The organism is Acinetobacter sp. YH01020 (genome assembly GCF_013420275.1).
In the GTDB taxonomy this organism is placed as follows: domain Bacteria; phylum Pseudomonadota; class Gammaproteobacteria; order Pseudomonadales; family Moraxellaceae; genus Acinetobacter; species Acinetobacter amyesii.
Genome location: NZ_VOYN01000034.1, coordinates 21504 through 37831, shown reverse-complemented (window position 1 = coordinate 37831; position 16328 = coordinate 21504). Strand labels below are relative to the sequence as shown.

Annotated in this window: 14 protein-coding genes and 6 tRNA genes; 6 read left to right on the top strand and 14 right to left on the bottom strand. The window is 41.8% G+C overall.

The annotated features are described in order from the left end of the window. Nucleotides 1-488: 488 nt before the first annotated feature. Genes FTT85_RS12710 through FTT85_RS12700 form a run of 3 tightly spaced genes read left to right on the top strand, consistent with a single transcriptional unit; the run spans nucleotide 489 to nucleotide 2691 of the window. A complete protein-coding gene (locus tag FTT85_RS12710) occupies nucleotides 489-989 on the top strand; it encodes a YfiR family protein (RefSeq protein WP_180055830.1) in 501 nt (166 codons plus the stop codon). Then, nucleotides 986-2203, top strand: coding sequence for a diguanylate cyclase domain-containing protein (locus FTT85_RS12705; RefSeq protein ID WP_180170836.1), 1218 nt, complete (start codon nucleotides 986-988; stop codon nucleotides 2201-2203). The genes FTT85_RS12710 and FTT85_RS12705 overlap by 4 nt, the downstream gene beginning before the upstream one ends. An 8-nt stretch (nucleotides 2204-2211) precedes the next feature. Continuing rightward, nucleotides 2212-2691, top strand: a complete 480-nt coding sequence (locus FTT85_RS12700; protein WP_078191210.1) for an OmpA family protein — start codon at nucleotides 2212-2214, stop codon at nucleotides 2689-2691. A 114-nt stretch (nucleotides 2692-2805) separates the two neighbouring features. Here FTT85_RS12700 and FTT85_RS12695 read toward each other — a convergent pair. The 10 genes from FTT85_RS12695 to secA form a co-directional block, all read right to left on the bottom strand. Beyond that, a tRNA-Pro gene (locus tag FTT85_RS12695) sits at nucleotides 2806-2882 on the bottom strand. A gap of 17 nt (nucleotides 2883-2899) precedes the next feature. Further along, nucleotides 2900-2975 (bottom strand) — tRNA-His (locus FTT85_RS12690). A gap of 105 nt (nucleotides 2976-3080) precedes the next feature. Continuing rightward, nucleotides 3081-3157 (bottom strand) — tRNA-Pro (locus tag FTT85_RS12685). Between the two features lie 3 nt (nucleotides 3158-3160). Continuing rightward, nucleotides 3161-3236: transfer RNA gene (locus FTT85_RS12680), tRNA-His, on the bottom strand. Between the two features lie 44 nt (nucleotides 3237-3280). After that, nucleotides 3281-3357: transfer RNA gene (locus tag FTT85_RS12675), tRNA-Arg, on the bottom strand. A 45-nt stretch (nucleotides 3358-3402) separates the two neighbouring features. Further along, nucleotides 3403-3479 (bottom strand) — tRNA-Pro (locus tag FTT85_RS12670). A gap of 154 nt (nucleotides 3480-3633) precedes the next feature. Next, on the bottom strand, nucleotides 3634-4701 hold the full coding sequence (gene nadA, locus FTT85_RS12665) for a quinolinate synthase NadA (RefSeq protein ID WP_180183678.1): 1068 nt from the start codon (nucleotides 4699-4701) through the stop codon (nucleotides 3634-3636). Between the two features lie 149 nt (nucleotides 4702-4850). Then, the gene (gene argJ / locus FTT85_RS12660) at nucleotides 4851-6071 is read right to left on the bottom strand and encodes a bifunctional glutamate N-acetyltransferase/amino-acid acetyltransferase ArgJ (RefSeq protein WP_180183677.1); all 1221 of its coding nucleotides are present in this window, start codon (nucleotides 6069-6071) and stop codon (nucleotides 4851-4853) included. A 160-nt stretch (nucleotides 6072-6231) separates the two neighbouring features. Continuing rightward, a complete protein-coding gene (locus tag FTT85_RS12655; protein ID WP_180055834.1) occupies nucleotides 6232-6588 on the bottom strand; it encodes a hypothetical protein in 357 nt (118 codons plus the stop codon). Between the two features lie 144 nt (nucleotides 6589-6732). Further along, complete coding sequence (gene secA / locus FTT85_RS12650) at nucleotides 6733-9456, bottom strand: preprotein translocase subunit SecA (RefSeq protein ID WP_180183676.1); 2724 nt, start codon at nucleotides 9454-9456, stop codon at nucleotides 6733-6735. 337 nt (nucleotides 9457-9793) lie between these two features. On the opposite strand from secA, the gene FTT85_RS12645 reads away from it, so the two are divergent. From FTT85_RS12645 to FTT85_RS12635, 3 genes are all read left to right on the top strand, one after another. Then, a complete protein-coding gene (locus FTT85_RS12645) occupies nucleotides 9794-10429 on the top strand; it encodes a peroxiredoxin (protein ID WP_180163244.1) in 636 nt (211 codons plus the stop codon). 301 nt (nucleotides 10430-10730) lie between these two features. Then, nucleotides 10731-11558, top strand: a complete 828-nt coding sequence (locus FTT85_RS12640; protein ID WP_180183675.1) for an MBL fold metallo-hydrolase — start codon at nucleotides 10731-10733, stop codon at nucleotides 11556-11558. Beyond that, the gene (locus FTT85_RS12635) at nucleotides 11548-12147 is read left to right on the top strand and encodes a dual specificity protein phosphatase family protein (RefSeq protein WP_180183674.1); all 600 of its coding nucleotides are present in this window, start codon (nucleotides 11548-11550) and stop codon (nucleotides 12145-12147) included. Before FTT85_RS12640 ends, FTT85_RS12635 begins: the two co-directional genes overlap by 11 nt. Before the next feature lie 20 nt (nucleotides 12148-12167). Here the strand turns inward: FTT85_RS12635 and FTT85_RS12630 are convergent, their stop codons facing one another. Genes FTT85_RS12630 through trpA form a run of 4 tightly spaced genes read right to left on the bottom strand, consistent with a single transcriptional unit; the run spans nucleotide 12168 to nucleotide 16118 of the window. Beyond that, nucleotides 12168-13145 carry an SPOR domain-containing protein gene (locus FTT85_RS12630; RefSeq protein ID WP_180183673.1) on the bottom strand — a complete coding sequence of 326 codons (978 nt, stop codon included), beginning with the start codon at nucleotides 13143-13145 and terminating at the stop codon, nucleotides 12168-12170. Next, a complete protein-coding gene (folC, locus tag FTT85_RS12625) occupies nucleotides 13142-14425 on the bottom strand; it encodes a bifunctional tetrahydrofolate synthase/dihydrofolate synthase (protein WP_180183672.1) in 1284 nt (427 codons plus the stop codon). Before folC ends, FTT85_RS12630 begins: the two co-directional genes overlap by 4 nt. Next, entirely contained in the window at nucleotides 14422-15318 is an 897-nt protein-coding gene (gene accD, locus FTT85_RS12620; RefSeq protein ID WP_180113373.1) for an acetyl-CoA carboxylase, carboxyltransferase subunit beta, read from the bottom strand. The genes folC and accD overlap by 4 nt, the downstream gene beginning before the upstream one ends. Continuing rightward, a complete protein-coding gene (trpA, locus tag FTT85_RS12615; protein WP_180183671.1) occupies nucleotides 15315-16118 on the bottom strand; it encodes a tryptophan synthase subunit alpha in 804 nt (267 codons plus the stop codon). The genes accD and trpA overlap by 4 nt, the downstream gene beginning before the upstream one ends. Between the last annotated feature and the right edge of the window lie 210 nt (nucleotides 16119-16328).

Genomic DNA, 16328 nt, shown 5'->3' with positions numbered 1-16328 from the left:
ATCAATTACTGACAAAAATTTGCTCAAATAAACTTCGAGTAATTTCTACCATCAATCAATGAAAATAATTTCGATCAATCAACCAGTAAAAATCCACACAAGTTGTTCTTCATAATCTCTTAATGATCTTCTCGATGATTCGTCATCATCAAGCTAGGTCGGCTATATTACTCTTTATTTCTAAAGAGTCAACTGGTAATTCAAATTATTTTTAAACTTATCAAATAAAACCCAACTCAATCAATTCATCTAATAAGTCATTGTTTTATCAGAAGTTTTAATCTTCATCACCGCCGATGGATATGCATTCTACAGCATTTCATATTCGTTGCAACACCTTTTTATGATTTATTTTACGCATGTCGCTTTTTTAAACACATAAACATTCTTTTGTATTATTATTGGGCTATATACGCCCTATTTCATATAATAAAACGTATATACACCCAATTTTCTTTCCATTTAATTTAAGACTTTTTTGATTTCGTATGGTTGTTTTTAAAAAAACTGCCTATTTAATAATGGCGTGCTCTATTTCACCCTTATTATATGCAGCTCCCACAGCAAATATTTTCACAACCACTTTCTCTATTTTGAGTTATGCCAAGTGGGAAACCACTTCACCCAAATTTTGCGTAATTAATAATTCAAGTTTAGTCAATGATTTTAAAAAACTTGCGCCAACCCACAGCACTTATAAAATTACAGCCATCAATGTGAATGACATCAAATCCAGTCATTGCCAAGTTTTATTTTTTTCCAACCTAACAGCAAAAGAAGAACAGAGCATTTTAAACAATCATGTCAATTTCCCTGCCCTCTCTCTAAGTAGCAACAATAGTGAGTGTGAGTCGGGCAGTGCATTTTGTTTGTATAAAAAAAATCAGAGTTATTCGTTTAAAATTAATATGGAAAGCTTAACGCAATCACAAATACATATTGATCCACGGGTTTTATTACTGGCGAAGTCATCGGAGTCAGCTGAATGAAACAACTCTATAACCCAATTACATTACACCAATTATTTACACGTTCGCAGCTCACCATCTTTGCTTTAACTTTTACGATTTGTTCTGCGATTTTTTTGGTGATTTCCACCTATACCATGCATACATATGCAAAAAACAGCTTAACGATTTTATCGAACGCGATAAACGAACGCGTTCAACCTGCTGTGGTCTTTAATGACCAAACAACGATGCGTCAAATTTTAAATGAATACACCCAACTGTATCCTATTCGCTCTATTGAAATTACAAACCATCAAAATGCATCGCTTGCTCATGCCGAGCAACAAGAAATTTCAACATTTTCCAGCCAAGCGATTTTGGATTATTTCTTTTTTAGCCAACCGATTCGTTTAGATATCCATCATGATCAGAAAAGTTATGGCGAACTGATCGTATATGGAAACTCTTCAGATTTAGTTAGTTTCTTCCATAAAATTTTGCTGGGTTTATTTTTAGGTTTCATTCTTTTATTGGCTACTGTGTTTTGGTCGGTGAACTCTGTTTATCAATACTTAATGCAATCCGTTCGCTCTATTGTTGAATCAGCTCAAACCATTAGTATTAAGAAAGATTATAAAATGCGGGTTTCAAACTCTGATATTCAAGAATTACACGCACTCAGTACCGCCTTTAATGGTTTACTTAGTGAAATTGAACAGTCAAATAAAAACTTAATTTCAGAAAATGACAAGCTAATTCATCTAGCACGTCATGATGCATTAACCCAATTACCAAATCGCAATTATTTTTATGAAAAGCTGTTTGAGCTATTTGACTTACAAGCGAACGCTGCCGTGTTCTTTGTCGATATTGAAAACTTTAAACATGTGAATGACCAATATGGACACTTAGCTGGGGATGCTGTACTGCGCGCCTCATCACACTGTTTAAAGCAAGCACTGCCAGATGATGCTTTCGTTGCGCGACTCGGTGGTGATGAATTTGCAATTATTATCAATCGTTTAAATTTCTTGACAGAACTCGAAGTCTTTTGTCACAAAATACATGAATGCTATGGCTCCACATTTGTTTATGAGCAACATAATATTGCATTACAAGCTAATATTGGTGTGGCACTGATCCAAAATGCGAAATCACCAGGAGATCTGATCGCAGATGCGGATCGCGCCATGTATGATGCTAAACTTTCGAATAATCATTGGTGCATTGCACCACAACGCCCCAACTCATAGGATTTGCTATGTTAAAGAACGCATTTAAAGTTTTATTTATACTTGCATTCACGGCCACTATGACAGCCTGCATGAGTTTAGGTAATTTAAGCTACAAACAAGCACGCATGCTTAAAAAAGAAGGTTTTGTCTTAACCAATGATGGTTGGACACTTGCCTTACCAGAACGTCTTTTATTTGGTTTTGATGATTATCAAATTCAACCGCACCAACAAGGCAAGTTAAATACACTTGCCACTCAACTGATTAAATATGACCTGAATAAAATTAAGTTTATTGGTCATACGGATAATGTTGGACAAGCCAATTACAACCAACAACTGTCAGAAAAACGTGCGCAAAGCGTTGCAAACGTCTTCTTAAAGCAAGGTTATAACAGTTCAAATATTCAAATTATTGGTCGTGGTGCTGAACAGCCGATGGTTTCCAATGACACCGAAACAAATCGTGCCATCAACCGTCGTGTAAATGTCACCATCATCCCCTAAATAGCGGAATTTGGAAAAGCCACCTTCAGGTGGCTTTTTTATTTTTTATAAATTTCAGGCATAAAAAAACCGCTAAATGCGGCATCTTTTTCATAGTATTGCTTTTGAGATAAATGGTCGGAGCAGTAGGATTCGAACCTACGACCCCCTGGTCCCAAACCAGGTGCACTACCAGGCTGTGCTATGCTCCGCTTTCAACTTTAAAAGTTGGGGTGAATGATGGGATTCGAACCCACGACAACCGGAATCACAATCCGGGGCTCTACCAACTGAGCTACATCCACCATCATGTTCTTGCTTGTGAATAACCAATATAACGCATTTTAAATTACAGGCATAAAAAAACCGCTGTATGCGGTATCTTTTATCGACCGTTTTCTTTGAGAAAATGGTCGGAGCAGTAGGATTCGAACCTACGACCCCCTGGTCCCAAACCAGGTGCACTACCAGGCTGTGCTATGCTCCGAATTGGGGTGAATGATGGGATTCGAACCCACGACAACCGGAATCACAATCCGGGGCTCTACCAACTGAGCTACATCCACCATCACAACAAGTTTCAGATTCTAGTATCAGAACACCATTAAAATGGCGCGCCTGACAGGATTCGAACCTGTGACCATCCGCTTAGAAGGCGGATGCTCTATCCAACTGAGCTACAGGCGCATTACCGATGACATAGACTATCACGCGATTTTTGCCTTGAGAAATTGGTCGGAGCAGTAGGATTCGAACCTACGACCCCCTGGTCCCAAACCAGGTGCACTACCAGGCTGTGCTATGCTCCGTTTCATCTCAGCTTTCGCTGTATCGCATATCGTGCGGTACGGTGTGCATTCTAGGCGTGACGTTGATTAACGTCAACACCTATCTTCAAAAAAACATAAAAAATCATTTCAAGCGATTATTTATCAAGCACTTTAATCATTTTTCAAGCAAAAATTAACGTTTTAAACTGGCACTGAAATTCAACATCCGATCTAAAGGCAATTTAGCACGCTCAGCGAGCACTGGATCTACGAAAATTTCCTGATCGCCTTTTTGTAAAACTTCCAGAATACCATCCAATTCATTCATCGCCATCCAAGGGCAATGCGCACATGAACGACAAGTCGCTCCCTCACCTGCCGTCGGTGCTTCGATGAGAATTTTATTCGGCACAGCTTGCTGCATTTTATAAAAAATACCGCGATCTGTTGCCACGATTAAACGTTCGTGTGGCAAGGTTTGTGCAGCCTTGATCAATTGTGAGGTACTACCAACGGCATCTGCAATATCCACCACAGATTCTGGTGACTCTGGATGTACCAAAACTGCTGCATCGGGATACAGCGCTTTCATATTGGCAATACCACGCGCACGGAACTCTTCATGAACAATACACGCCCCATCCCATAGCAACATGTCTGCACCGGTTTTCTTTTGAATATAACGACCAAGATGCTGATCAGGTGCCCAAATAATTTTTTCACCTAAACTATCTAAATGCTCAACAATTTCAACAGCACAGCTCGAGGTTACCACCCAATCTGCACGCGCTTTCACTGCCGCCGAGGTATTGGCATATACTACAACCGTATGATCCGGATGTGCATCGCAAAATTTGGTAAATTCATCGACCTGACAGCCCAAATCAAGTGAGCATGTTGCCTCCAGAGTAGGCATCAGTACGGTTTTTTCAGGAGATAAAATCTTCGAGGTCTCCCCCATGAATTTCACCCCTGCAACCACCAACGTCGTTGCTTCATGATCCCGACCAAAACGTGCCATTTCAAGTGAATCCGAAACGCATCCACCGGTCAGTTCTGCTAGTTCCTGCACTTCAGGATCACAGTAATAGTGTGCAACAAGGACAGCGTTACGTTTTTTGAGTTCCGCTTTAATTAATTCAAACTTATCAAGCTTTGCAGCTTCCGTTAAGTGATGCTCTTTAACATCGCCCAAACGATCCAAATGCGCTTGTACAATTGATTTTGCTTCATTTGCAATTAAGTTGTTTGCATTATTCATCACAACGTCTTCTCTATCCTTAATGCCTGTTACTACACAGGTGCTTCACAACTGACCTATAAATATGGCACTTGGCTATTTTTACCGGTCATTAAAAAGTTCCACTTATAAAAAAGCCTCACAACGGAGGCTTTTCAAAAACATCAAATTTATGAACGGTAATCTGCGTTAATCTTAACATAGTCATACGACAGGTCACAGGTATACACAGTATCTCGCGCACTGCCACGTCCTAAATCTACACGGATCGTGATCTCAGATTTCTCCATCTCTGCAGCCCCTGCTGCTTCGGTATAATCTGCTGCGGCACCACCGTCTTTACAGATTTGAACATCACCTAACCAGACCTGAATTTTTTCAACATCTAAGTTTGGCACACCGGCATAACCAATAGCTGCCAAAATACGGCCCCAGTTTGGATCTGATGCGAAGATTGCAGTTTTAACCAACGGTGAATGTGCAATGCTATAAGCAATATCACAACATTCTTGAGTATCTGCGCCGCCTTCTACCGCCACAGTAATAAACTTCGTCGCACCTTCACCATCACGGACAATGAGCTGTGCAAGACGTTTCATTACACGTGTTAACACGTCTAAAACAGCAGCATAACGTGAATCTGATTCTGAAGTAATTTCTACGCCACCAGCTTGGCCCGTTGCAATCAAAATACATGAGTCATTCGTTGAGGTATCACCATCCACCGTAATACGGTTAAACGACAGGTTAACTGTGGTTTTCAAAAGCTGTTGCACCAGCTCACGGCTAATGGGTGCATCAGTTGCCACATAACTCAACATGGTCGCCATATTTGGACGAATCATGCCTGCGCCTTTAGAAATACCTGTCATGGTATACAGGACGCCATCTAACTCAAATTGTTCAGATGCACCTTTAGGTGTGGTATCTGTGGTCATAATGCCCGTTGCCGCTTCCAACCAAGCGTCTTCTTGCAAACTGTCTAATGCCGGTTGCAAGCCTTGAACCAAACGATCAATAGGTAATTGCTCGCCAATTACACCCGTTGAAAAAGGAAGGACTTCTATATTTTGAACACCTGCCAGTTCCGCCAGTTTCGCACACGTCGCCTCAGCATTTGCCATGCCAATTTTTCCAGTACCTGCATTGGCATTTCCGGTGTTAATCACTAAATAACGTGGATTACCTGCTAATAAATGCGCTTTCGAAATATGCACCGGTGCTGCACAAAATGCATTTTGAGTAAATACGCCTGCAACATTAGAACCTTCAGCAAATTCAAAAATGACAAGGTCACGTCGGTTCTGATAACGTACATACGCTTCAGCCGAACCGATTTTTACACCTTTCACCACATGCATCTGTGGCATAGATACGTCACCAACTGCCATTTTTCAACGTCCAACTATATGAGTTATAAAAAATACAGCTTAGTGCAAAATCTATAAAAAATCGAGCAGAAGCACGGTTTTGCTGTAATTTTATTGTGGATTTCTTTTGCACATAAAAAAACCAGTCTTTCGACTGGTCTTTATCGCTGTTCGTCGTAAATTAGTTACGCGCAAGCTGAGTTGCTTCATCAAGAAGCACTTGTTTCGCTTTTTGTTGACTCGCAGCAGAAAGGGCTGGGTTTTCAGCCACAATACGGTCAGCATTCGCCGCATTGGCTGCTGCAATTTTTGCAGTTTGCAATACGATTGGACGATTTGGATTGGCAAAGGTATAACGAATACCCGTACGCGGGCTTGCTACAGTCACTTGACCGTCAGTACCAATCTGTACTTGAGTTGTTGTTGGACCAACTGCTTGTTGAACTTTCTCTACAGAAGTCGTCTGAGGAGCGTTTGCAAAGGTAAAAGTTGGCAAAGCCAAAGCAGCAATCATGAACGGTTTTAGTACTTTTTTCATTGTCTTTTCCGTCTTACGGTTATTGATAGAAACTAAATAACATTTAATCAGCTGCACTGCAAATACTATTCAGGTCAGATCAGCTGAGTAAATAAAAAATCAGAGCGCGATGGCTCTGATTTATTTGAAATTAAACAATGCTGTTTAAATTTTACCGTGACATTGTTTATATTTTAGACCTGAACCACATGGGCACGGTGAGTTACGACTTTCTGGCGGAACAATCACTTGCTCTGCAGGTGTGTATTGCGCATCGATAACATCATTACCATTGGCTTCAGCCAACAAATTATCAAAGTCATTGTGTGACAATTGAAGATTCATTGATTCAGCTTGAGCCTGTTTTTGAGCTTCCATTTCTGCAAGCTCTTCGGCTGTAGGCACATGAATACGAGATAAATCTGTCACGACATCTGACTTAATCACAGCAAGCATGTTTACAAATAAGTTAAAGGCTTCTTTTTTGTATTCTTGCTCAGGATTTTTCTGTGCATAACCACGTAAATGAATCCCTTGACGTAAGTAATCCATTGCTGCCAAATGCTCTTTCCAATGGCGGTCCAATGAGTTCAACATAAAGTGACGTTCGAGCATTGCAGCCGTTTCGTCACCCATTTGCGTACGACGTGAACGGTAGTGCTGAAGAACTTCATCAGTAATACGTTCAACCAAAGCTTCCTCATCCAAACGACGATCTTGCTCTAACCACTGCGAAATTGGTAGTTCAATCGATAGATCTTCACGTAGCGCCTTTTCAAGACCTTCTATATCCCACTGATCGTGAATAGACTCAGGTGGAATATATATTTCGATCATGCCTTTAGTCACATCCTGAATCATCGTTTCGATGTAATCTTGTAAAGACGGTTCAACAAGAATTTCATCACGCTGAGAGTAAATAATCTTACGTTGTTCGTTGTTTACGTCATCGTATTTCAATAGATTTTTACGAATATCGAAGTTACGTGCTTCAACTTTACGTTGTGCATTTTCAATCGAGCGTGAAACCATTTTATGCTCAATGGCTTCATCTTCTTTCAGACCCATGGCACGCATCATTGCAACTACGCGATCACCTGCGAAGATACGCATCAAGTCATCTTCAAGCGACAAGTAGAAACGTGACACACCTGGGTCACCTTGACGGCCCGCACGACCACGTAACTGGTTATCGATACGACGAGATTCATGACGTTCTGAACCGATAATATGTAAACCGCCAGAGTTCAGCACCATTTCATGATTTTGTTCCCACTCTGCTTTCAAACGTGCTTCATCGGCTGCCGTTGGTTCTTCAATCTTCGCCAATAAGGCTTTCCAGTTACCACCCAACAGAATATCGGTACCACGACCGGCCATGTTGGTAGCAATCGTCACTGCACGCGGTGAACCCGCTTGCGCAATAATATCCGCTTCACGCTCATGTTGTTTCGCATTGAGCACTTCATGTTGAATGCCTGCTTCTTTTAGCTTATCTGATAAAATTTCAGAGGCTTCAATGGTTGCTGTACCAATCAGGATCGGTGCAACACCCGCTTCATGAACACGTTGAATTTCTTGAATGATGGCGTTGTATTTACCTTCACGGTTTAAATAGATTAAATCGTTTTGGTCATTACGAATCATCGGGCGATGGGTTGGAATCAGTACAACATCCAAGCCATAAATTTCTTTCATTTCTGCAGCTTCAGTATCTGCAGTACCCGTCATCCCTGATAATTTCTTGTAAAGACGGAAATAGTTCTGGAATGTGGTGGTTGCCAAAGTTTGGTTTTCAGGTTGAATTTCCAAACCTTCTTTTGCTTCTACTGCTTGATGCAAACCTTCAGACCAACGACGACCCGGCATGGTACGACCGGTGTTTTCATCGACAATAATCACTTCACCATCATTGATGATGTAATGCACGTTGCGTTGGTATAGGTAATGCGCACGAATGGCCGCAGAAACATGGTGTACCAAGTTCAAGTTTGCAGATGAATATAGACTTTCACCTTCAGCAAGCAAGCCCATTTGAATCAATTCAGCTTCCACGGTTTCATAACCGACTTCGGTCATTTCTACAGAACGCTGTTTTTCATCAATCCAGAAGTGACCGCCATCTGGCACCTTCTCTTCTTTTTGTGCATGAAGTTTTGGTGGAATGCTGTTAATGGCAGCATACAACTGAGAAGAGTCTTCTGATTGACCAGAAATGATCAACGGTGTACGCGCTTCATCAATCAGGATCGAATCGACCTCATCGATGATGGCATAGGTTAAGCTGCGCTGTTTTTTCTCAGCAGCAGAAAACACCATGTTGTCACGCAAGTAATCGAAACCGAATTCGTTGTTGGTACCGTAAGTAATGTCAGCTCGATACGCTTGAGCTTTTTCAGTTGGGTCTTGCATTGAGTAAATAATCCCAATGCTTAAACCTAAAAATTCGAATAATGGACGGTTTAACTCAGCATCTCGCTGCGCCAGATAATCGTTCACTGTAATCACGTGAACACCTTCACCACTAATCGCATTGAGGTAACAAGCAAGCGTTCCCATGAGGGTTTTACCTTCACCGGTACGCATCTCTGCGATCTTACCTTCATGTAAGGTAATACCACCAATCAGCTGTACGTCATAATGACGCATGCCCATGACACGCTTTGCAGCTTCACGACAAACAGCAAACGCTTCAGGTAATAATTTATCAAGGCTGTCGCCTTTGTTATAACGTTCTTTGAATTCTTCAGTTTTTGCAGATAAGTCTGCATCGCTTAGAACAGATATCGTCGGCTCGAGCGCATTAATCTTCTCTACGATTTTACGCATGCGTTTGAGTTCGCGCTCATTTTTGGTACCGAAGATTCCTCCGATCAGACTTGCCAACATGAATAGACTCTCTAAATCTTGCTTGTCAAATGAATATATTTTCTTAGTCGTTATTATGGCGCTAGAAATTCGAAGTACAAGGGTTTTGCACAAAAATCCCCTTAAATGTTCTGCGCTCGGGTTCTAGCCCCGGAGACTTAAGGCAAGCTAATGTAACAAATTTTCTGCAGACAACATAGTGACTCTGTCGTGAGATATTTCGCATTTATCCCCCAATAAAACTGTTTGATATGAAATATATTCATAAAGAAATGAAAAAACACTATTTTTAATCATAAAAAAAATCCTTCATATTTATTTTCAAGTTAAACAAATTCAATAAATACGGGGATATTCCATGACGATTCGTTTAGGTGATACTGCACCAGACTTTACTCAAGACTCAAGCGAAGGCAGCATTCAGTTTTATGACTTTTTAGGTGACAGTTGGGGCATTTTATTTTCGCATCCTGCCGATTACACCCCAGTCTGCACCACAGAACTTGGATTTACCGCAAAACTAAAAGATGAATTTAGCAAACGTGGTGTCAAGGCCATTGCCCTGTCTGTTGACGATGTTGAGTCGCATCATGGTTGGATTAATGACATTAACAATACTCAAAATACCACGGTGAACTTCCCGATCATTGCGGACAAAGACCGTAGAGTGTCTACCCTCTATGATTTCATTCACCCCAATGCCAGCGAAACATTAACTGTTCGCTCTTTGGTGATCATCGATCCCAATAAAAAAGTCCGTTTAATCATTACTTATCCTGCATCAACGGGGCGTAATTTCCATGAAATTTTACGTGTCATTGACTCTTTACAACTGACAGACAACCATAAAGTTGCAACACCGGCCAACTGGCAACATGGTGAAGATGTGGTGATTGTGCCGTCATTAAAAGATGAAGAGGAAATCAAACAACGCTTTCCTCAAGGGTATAAGGCAGTTACGCCTTACCTTCGTTTAACGCCTCAACCTAAGTGAGAATAAAACGGAGCATTGCGCTGTCCGAGCGTAAGATAAGAAGTTCTGCTGCGAGTGACCAAGCGAAGATACAACTTTAACTATTTTTAAGCGCAGCACTAGAGCCAACTACGGATCATAACCATAGCTACTTATAGTTACTATAGTTTTCCCCTCAGAACGAATGACGAGCCCGTTCTGGCATTCTCCAACCTGCTCATCTCCGGATGAGCTTTTTTTGATTACAAATTCCTCTCAGGGATTAGATTGGTTAAACATCACAATTCCGTTATAACTAATAAAAACTTGAAAATAACAAACCGTGATTCATCAAATTCATCATTTACATTGTGGTAGTTTTTGTCCAACGTGTGCCCCTTTATTTGGACAGAAAGGCTTTCGCGCACATTTGGTCTGTCATTGTCTGCTCATTGAAACCGATAAAGGGCTCGTCTTAGTCGATACAGGACTGGGCTTACAAGATTATTTGCATCCACAAAATCGTTTAGGTCGGTTTATTTCACGCACAGCGCAGATCAAATTTAATCCGCAACTAAGTGCGATTCATCAAATTCAAAAATTAGGCTTTAAGGCTCAAGATGTTCAACACATTTTGTTGTCACACTTAGATTTTGATCATGCTGGCGGGATCTCTGATTTTCCGCAGGCGACCGTGCATGTCTTAGCCAGTGAATATAATGCCACTCAAAATCTTCATAGCTTAAAATCACGACTGCGCTATCGACCACAGCAGTTCCAACAGCATCGTTATTGGAACTTTATCGAAAACATCGGGACGCAAGCATGGTTTAACTTAGAACACACTGCCGGTCTGTCTATTTTTCAAGAGGATATTTTAATGCTTCCACTTTTGGGACATACCGCGGGTCATGCCGGTATTGCGATTAAGAACAAACATCGCTGGTTGTTATATTGTGGCGATGCTTATTACTCACAGCATCAATTAAATCCAAATTTTCATTCGCGGGCCTTAAATCAGCTTGAGCGTTTATTTGCCACCGACAATTCACAGCGTCTGCATTCCCTTCATAAAATTCAGCAGTTAGCGCAGCATCCGGACATCGATCTCATCTGCGCACACGACCCATTCGAACTCGCTCGTTATCAGAACACAAGCTATGACCGCTAAAATCCTGCCAATGATCCTCCTCAGTGTTAGCTTCATCTTCACGGGTTGCATGACATCAAATCCATTACCGTTAAATGAACGTCCTCAGCATTGGGGGAAAGTCGTTCATCAACAGCATAATTTTTATCAAATCAGCCCAACGCTATTTCGCAGTGAACAACCTGATGCAGATCTCGCCCCTGTTCTACGAGAACAGCAAATCGATGTGATCATAAATTTACGTTCACGGCATCATGACCCAGAACGCTTAAAAAATGCTATTGATATGCAAAAGATTAATTTTGTACATATTCCGATACACACGTGGCAAATCGATCGTGAAGATTTACTGGCGGTGATGAAAACTATAAAAGTGGCTGAACAACAGCAGCAAAAAGTGTTAATCCATTGCTACCACGGCTCAGACCGTACAGGCGCGAGTGTGGCCATGTACCGTATTATTTTTCAGCATTGGTCCATTGAGGAGGCAAAACGTGAAATGAAACAAGGTGGCTATGGCTTCCACCCTATTTGGAAAAATATCGAACGATTATTCAGCCCTAAAAATGTAAGATGGATTCAGCAGCAACTACTGAATCCATCTTATTAAAGGTCATTCCTCAAATAAACTTAGCGTTTATCGAGTGGTACCCAATCAATCACCCACGCCGATTTCATATTCAAACTTGCATCTGAATTGATCTTTTTACGTGTTGCGTCCGCAGCATCACGGTCCTTCGAAGGGCCGACCATAATACGAATCCCTTTAGATGTCGGACTCTTTGTCACTTTATAGCCTTTTGCACGTAATTTTGCAGCGACGGCATCTGCATTGGCTTCATTGGCAGCCAGTGCAACTTGCACCATCCATTGCTTATCGCCATTTTCCAACAGATCACGTGCTTTTTCAGCTTCAGCTTTTTTCTTGGCTTCGGCTTTACGCTTTTCTTCTGCCTTGTGTTTTTCTTCGGCTTTACGCTTTTCTTCAGCTTGTTGCTTCGCTTCGGCTGCTTTCTTATCTGCTGCTTTTTTCTCAGCTTCAGCATGTGCTTTACGTTCAGCTTCTTTTTGAGCATCCGCTTTACGTTTTGCTTCAGCTTTTTGTTTATCTGCTGCGATACGTGCCTGATCAGCCTTTTGCTGCGCCGACTGACTCTCTAACTTTTTTTGAGCCGCCAACTTATCCTCAGCTAAACGCTTTTGCTTGGCTTTTTCATCTTCAACCAATTCGGGAGGAATATTATCCGAACTTTGTTGAGCTGAACGATGTGCGTTTAAAGCTGCATATTCTTCTGCTGCTTTACGTGCTGCATCAGCTTCCGCTTGTTGTTGCATCGCTAAAAATTCTGCTGCGCGTGCTTCTTGCTCCGCAACCGATTTTTCACGGGTACGTCGTTGTTCTTCGAGCAAGCGCTTTTCAGTTTCAACATCAACAGTCAATGATGACATTTTACCCGCACCCTGACCTTGTTGCTCAACTTGAGCCATTTCAGGGGTTTGGCTTTGATTTTGATGTATTTCTTCTTTGCCTTTAAGTAAAAGTGCGGCCAGCAGTACACCACCACCTAATAAAACAACACCACCCATCCAGCGTTGTTTGTTATTCATTGACATTCTTCCAGATACTCCCATACCGCTTCTAAGGTATGAAATGAACCACATACCAGAATCAGCTGATTATTCTTTGTTTCTTCCAGCGCGGACTTAAAAGCTAATTGCACATTGTCATAATGTTCTACGACTTGATGCTGCAGTGCGCTATCCAATTGTGTGATAGATGCCGCACGTGGCACATTTAATTGTGCAATTTTCCACATTCTTACCGTATCTTTCAATAAGTTAACGACAGAATTTATGTCTTTATCAGTCAGCATGGAGAAAACGCTGATCACTTCTGTGTATTGTTTATTGTACTGGAGGAAATTTCGCAATTGCTTTAACAAAAATTCAACACCATGCGGGTTATGTCCCGCATCGAAAATCACCGTTTTTCCTGCAATTTCTATAACTTCAAAACGGCCTTGTAACTTGGCATTGATAATCCCCTGAGCGATCGACTGCTGAGAGACCACCAAACCACTGGCCAATATTGCCGCTACAGCCGTAGAGATATTTTCGAGTGCCAAAGAACCCACTGGCAGTTTTAAAGTTGTACCTGATGAAGCAAACATCCAAGATTGTCCGTCATCACTGTACTGATAAAAATAATCACGATTGAGTACATGTAAAGCGGCTTGGCAATCTTCTACTTTTTGACGAATGGCTTCAGGTAAAACTTGCTGCCCACCAAAAATCACAGGAATATTTGGACGAATAATCCCTGCTTTCTCAAAAGCAATTTTTTCAATGGTGTCACCCAACCAATCGGTATGGTCTAAACCAATATTGGTAATCACTGCAACATCTGGATCGACGACATTGACTACATCAAGTCGGCCACCGAGGCCGACTTCAAGTACCCATACATCGCAATGTTGCTGTTTAAAAATAACAAAAGCGGCCAAAGTGGTCGCTTCAAAAAAAGATAAACTTAATTCGCATTCACGACGCGCCTGATCAACGGCTACAAAAGCATCAATCAGGGTTTGGTCGGCCACTTCAACACCTTGAAGCTTTACACGTTCATTGAATCGATAGATATGCGGTGATTGGTATAGCCCCACGTTATACCCTTGGGCATTTAAAATCGCAGCCAAAGTGGTCGTGGTTGAACCTTTACCGTTTGTTCCCGCGACCGTCAGCACTTTCGCATCAGGCTGGGTTACACCGAGTCGTTCCGCAACAGGAATCACCCGTTCCAGACCTAAATCAATACCCGTAACATGAACATGGCTCCAATAATCGAGCCATGTACTTAAAGAATCAGATGCAAGTGGTGCTGTGTTCAAGTCAAATTCATCAATTTCGCTACAATACGATAAACTGTATCACGTAATGCATGACGGTGGACAATTTGATCGACTACACCATGATCAAGCAAGTATTCTGCACGTTGGAACGGTTCTTCCAATTTTTCACGTACAGTTTGCTCAATTACACGCTTACCAGCAAAACCAATCATGGCTTTCGGCTCAGCCAGATGAACATCGCCTAACATTGCCAATGATGCAGTCACACCACCATAGACTGGATGTGTCAAGACCACTAGATAAGGCAAGCCTGCATCTTTCATTTTTTGGATGGCAGCAGAAGTACGCGCCATTTGCATGAGTGACAACATGCCTTCTTGCATACGTGCACCGCCAGAGGCAGCGAAGCAAATAAGCGGTTGTTTTGCTTTAATCGCAAGTTCAGCCGCTTGAACAAAACGGTCACCAACCACAGTGCCCATTGAACCGCCCATGAAATCAAATTCGAAAGCAGTCGCAATCATTGGAATGCCTTTCAGCGTTCCTTGCATCACCACTAAAGCTTCTGTTTCACCGGTTTTCTTCTGCGCTTCAGACATACGGTCTGGATACGCTTTGCTATCAACAAATTTCAGTGGATCTTTGGCTTTAAATTCTTGACCCAATTCTTTTTGTACTTGGTCAAAGAACCAGTTCAAACGATCACGCGCTTTCATTCGCAAGTGTTCATCACACTGCGGACAAACGTAGGCATTAAATGACATTGCAGTACGAGTCACAAGTGCATGACACTCAGGACATTCAATCGTCGGCTCAGTAAATGTCGCCTTTAATGCTTGCTGTTCATCAGGTACATGAATACCTGGTACCGCACGCTCTGTCCATGGCGTAGATGCGCTCAGAATTTTGCCTGTTTTTGCGTCTTGACTCATACTAACTCATCGAGCGCAGCTCGAAGCTCCTTCACTTTATTCACTGTTTCGATTACAGCTTGTTCTGGCGCTAAGTTTGCAAATTGTTTAACAAAAGCACTACCTACAATCACCGCATCTGCAGCCACACCCATGGCTTTCGCCGATGCTGCATCACTGATACCAAAGCCAACGCCAACTGGTACCTGAGTATACGATTTGATTTTTTGAATACGTGCCGCAGCTTCAGCAACGTCTAAAGTCGCTGCACCTGTCACACCTTTCAAAGAAACATAGTAGATAAATCCACTGGCTTGTTTCACCACATGCTGAATACGTTCATCAGTGGATGTTGGCGCAAGTAAGAAGATTTGATCCATGTCGTATTTTTTCAATACTGCATCTAGATCTTTTGCTTCTTCTGGTGGAAGGTCCACCAAGAGCACGCCATCTACACCGCATTCATGTGCATAGGCAATAAACTTTTCATAGCCGATTACTTCAACAGGGTTTAAATAGCCCATCAGTACTACTGGTGTTTCTGTATCGTTTTTACGGAACTCTTTCACCATGTTCAAGGCATCTAGAGTATTGGTTCCTGCAGCAAGCGCACGCTCAGCGGCAAGTGCAATAACAGGACCATCCGCCATTGGGTCTGAAAATGGAAGACCCAATTCGATCACATCTACACCTGCCTCAACCATTTGATGTAACAAAGGTACCGTTACTTGTGGATGAGGGTCACCAGCCATAACATAAGAAACCAAGGCCTTACGCTGTTGAGATTTAAGCGTTCCAAATCGAGTGGCTAAACGTGACATAGGGTTATACTTTCCTTGAATGAATCAAAACTATGATGTGGGTTTTGTCGAAATACAAGACATCGCATTGTAACGCTATTTTTTACCCATTGAACAGGGTATACAATCCTCAGTCGGCATTTCTCATGCAAACATAATTTTCCAGAACAACCCGAAAGCATCATTTACCGATATTTCAGTTTTTTTCACAATGATCAAAGATGCCTAATT

Excerpts from the sequence above, each read along its gene's own strand:
- FTT85_RS12700 (WP_078191210.1), top strand. The coding sequence starts at position 2,212 with ATGTTAAAGAACGCATTTAAAGTTTTATTTATACTTGCATTCACGGCC.
- accD (WP_180113373.1), bottom strand. The coding sequence starts at position 15,318 with ATGAGTCAAGACGCAAAAACAGGCAAAATTCTGAGCGCATCTACGCCA.
- FTT85_RS12655 (WP_180055834.1), bottom strand. The coding sequence starts at position 6,588 with ATGAAAAAAGTACTAAAACCGTTCATGATTGCTGCTTTGGCTTTGCCA.
- FTT85_RS12705 (WP_180170836.1), top strand. The coding sequence starts at position 986 with ATGAAACAACTCTATAACCCAATTACATTACACCAATTATTTACACGT.
- FTT85_RS12645 (WP_180163244.1), top strand. The coding sequence starts at position 9,794 with ATGACGATTCGTTTAGGTGATACTGCACCAGACTTTACTCAAGACTCA.
- secA (WP_180183676.1), bottom strand. The coding sequence starts at position 9,456 with ATGTTGGCAAGTCTGATCGGAGGAATCTTCGGTACCAAAAATGAGCGC.
- trpA (WP_180183671.1), bottom strand. The coding sequence starts at position 16,118 with ATGTCACGTTTAGCCACTCGATTTGGAACGCTTAAATCTCAACAGCGT.
- FTT85_RS12630 (WP_180183673.1), bottom strand. The coding sequence starts at position 13,145 with ATGAATAACAAACAACGCTGGATGGGTGGTGTTGTTTTATTAGGTGGT.
- argJ (WP_180183677.1), bottom strand. The coding sequence starts at position 6,071 with ATGGCAGTTGGTGACGTATCTATGCCACAGATGCATGTGGTGAAAGGT.
- nadA (WP_180183678.1), bottom strand. The coding sequence starts at position 4,701 with ATGAATAATGCAAACAACTTAATTGCAAATGAAGCAAAATCAATTGTA.
- FTT85_RS12635 (WP_180183674.1), top strand. The coding sequence starts at position 11,548 with ATGACCGCTAAAATCCTGCCAATGATCCTCCTCAGTGTTAGCTTCATC.
- FTT85_RS12710 (WP_180055830.1), top strand. The coding sequence starts at position 489 with ATGGTTGTTTTTAAAAAAACTGCCTATTTAATAATGGCGTGCTCTATT.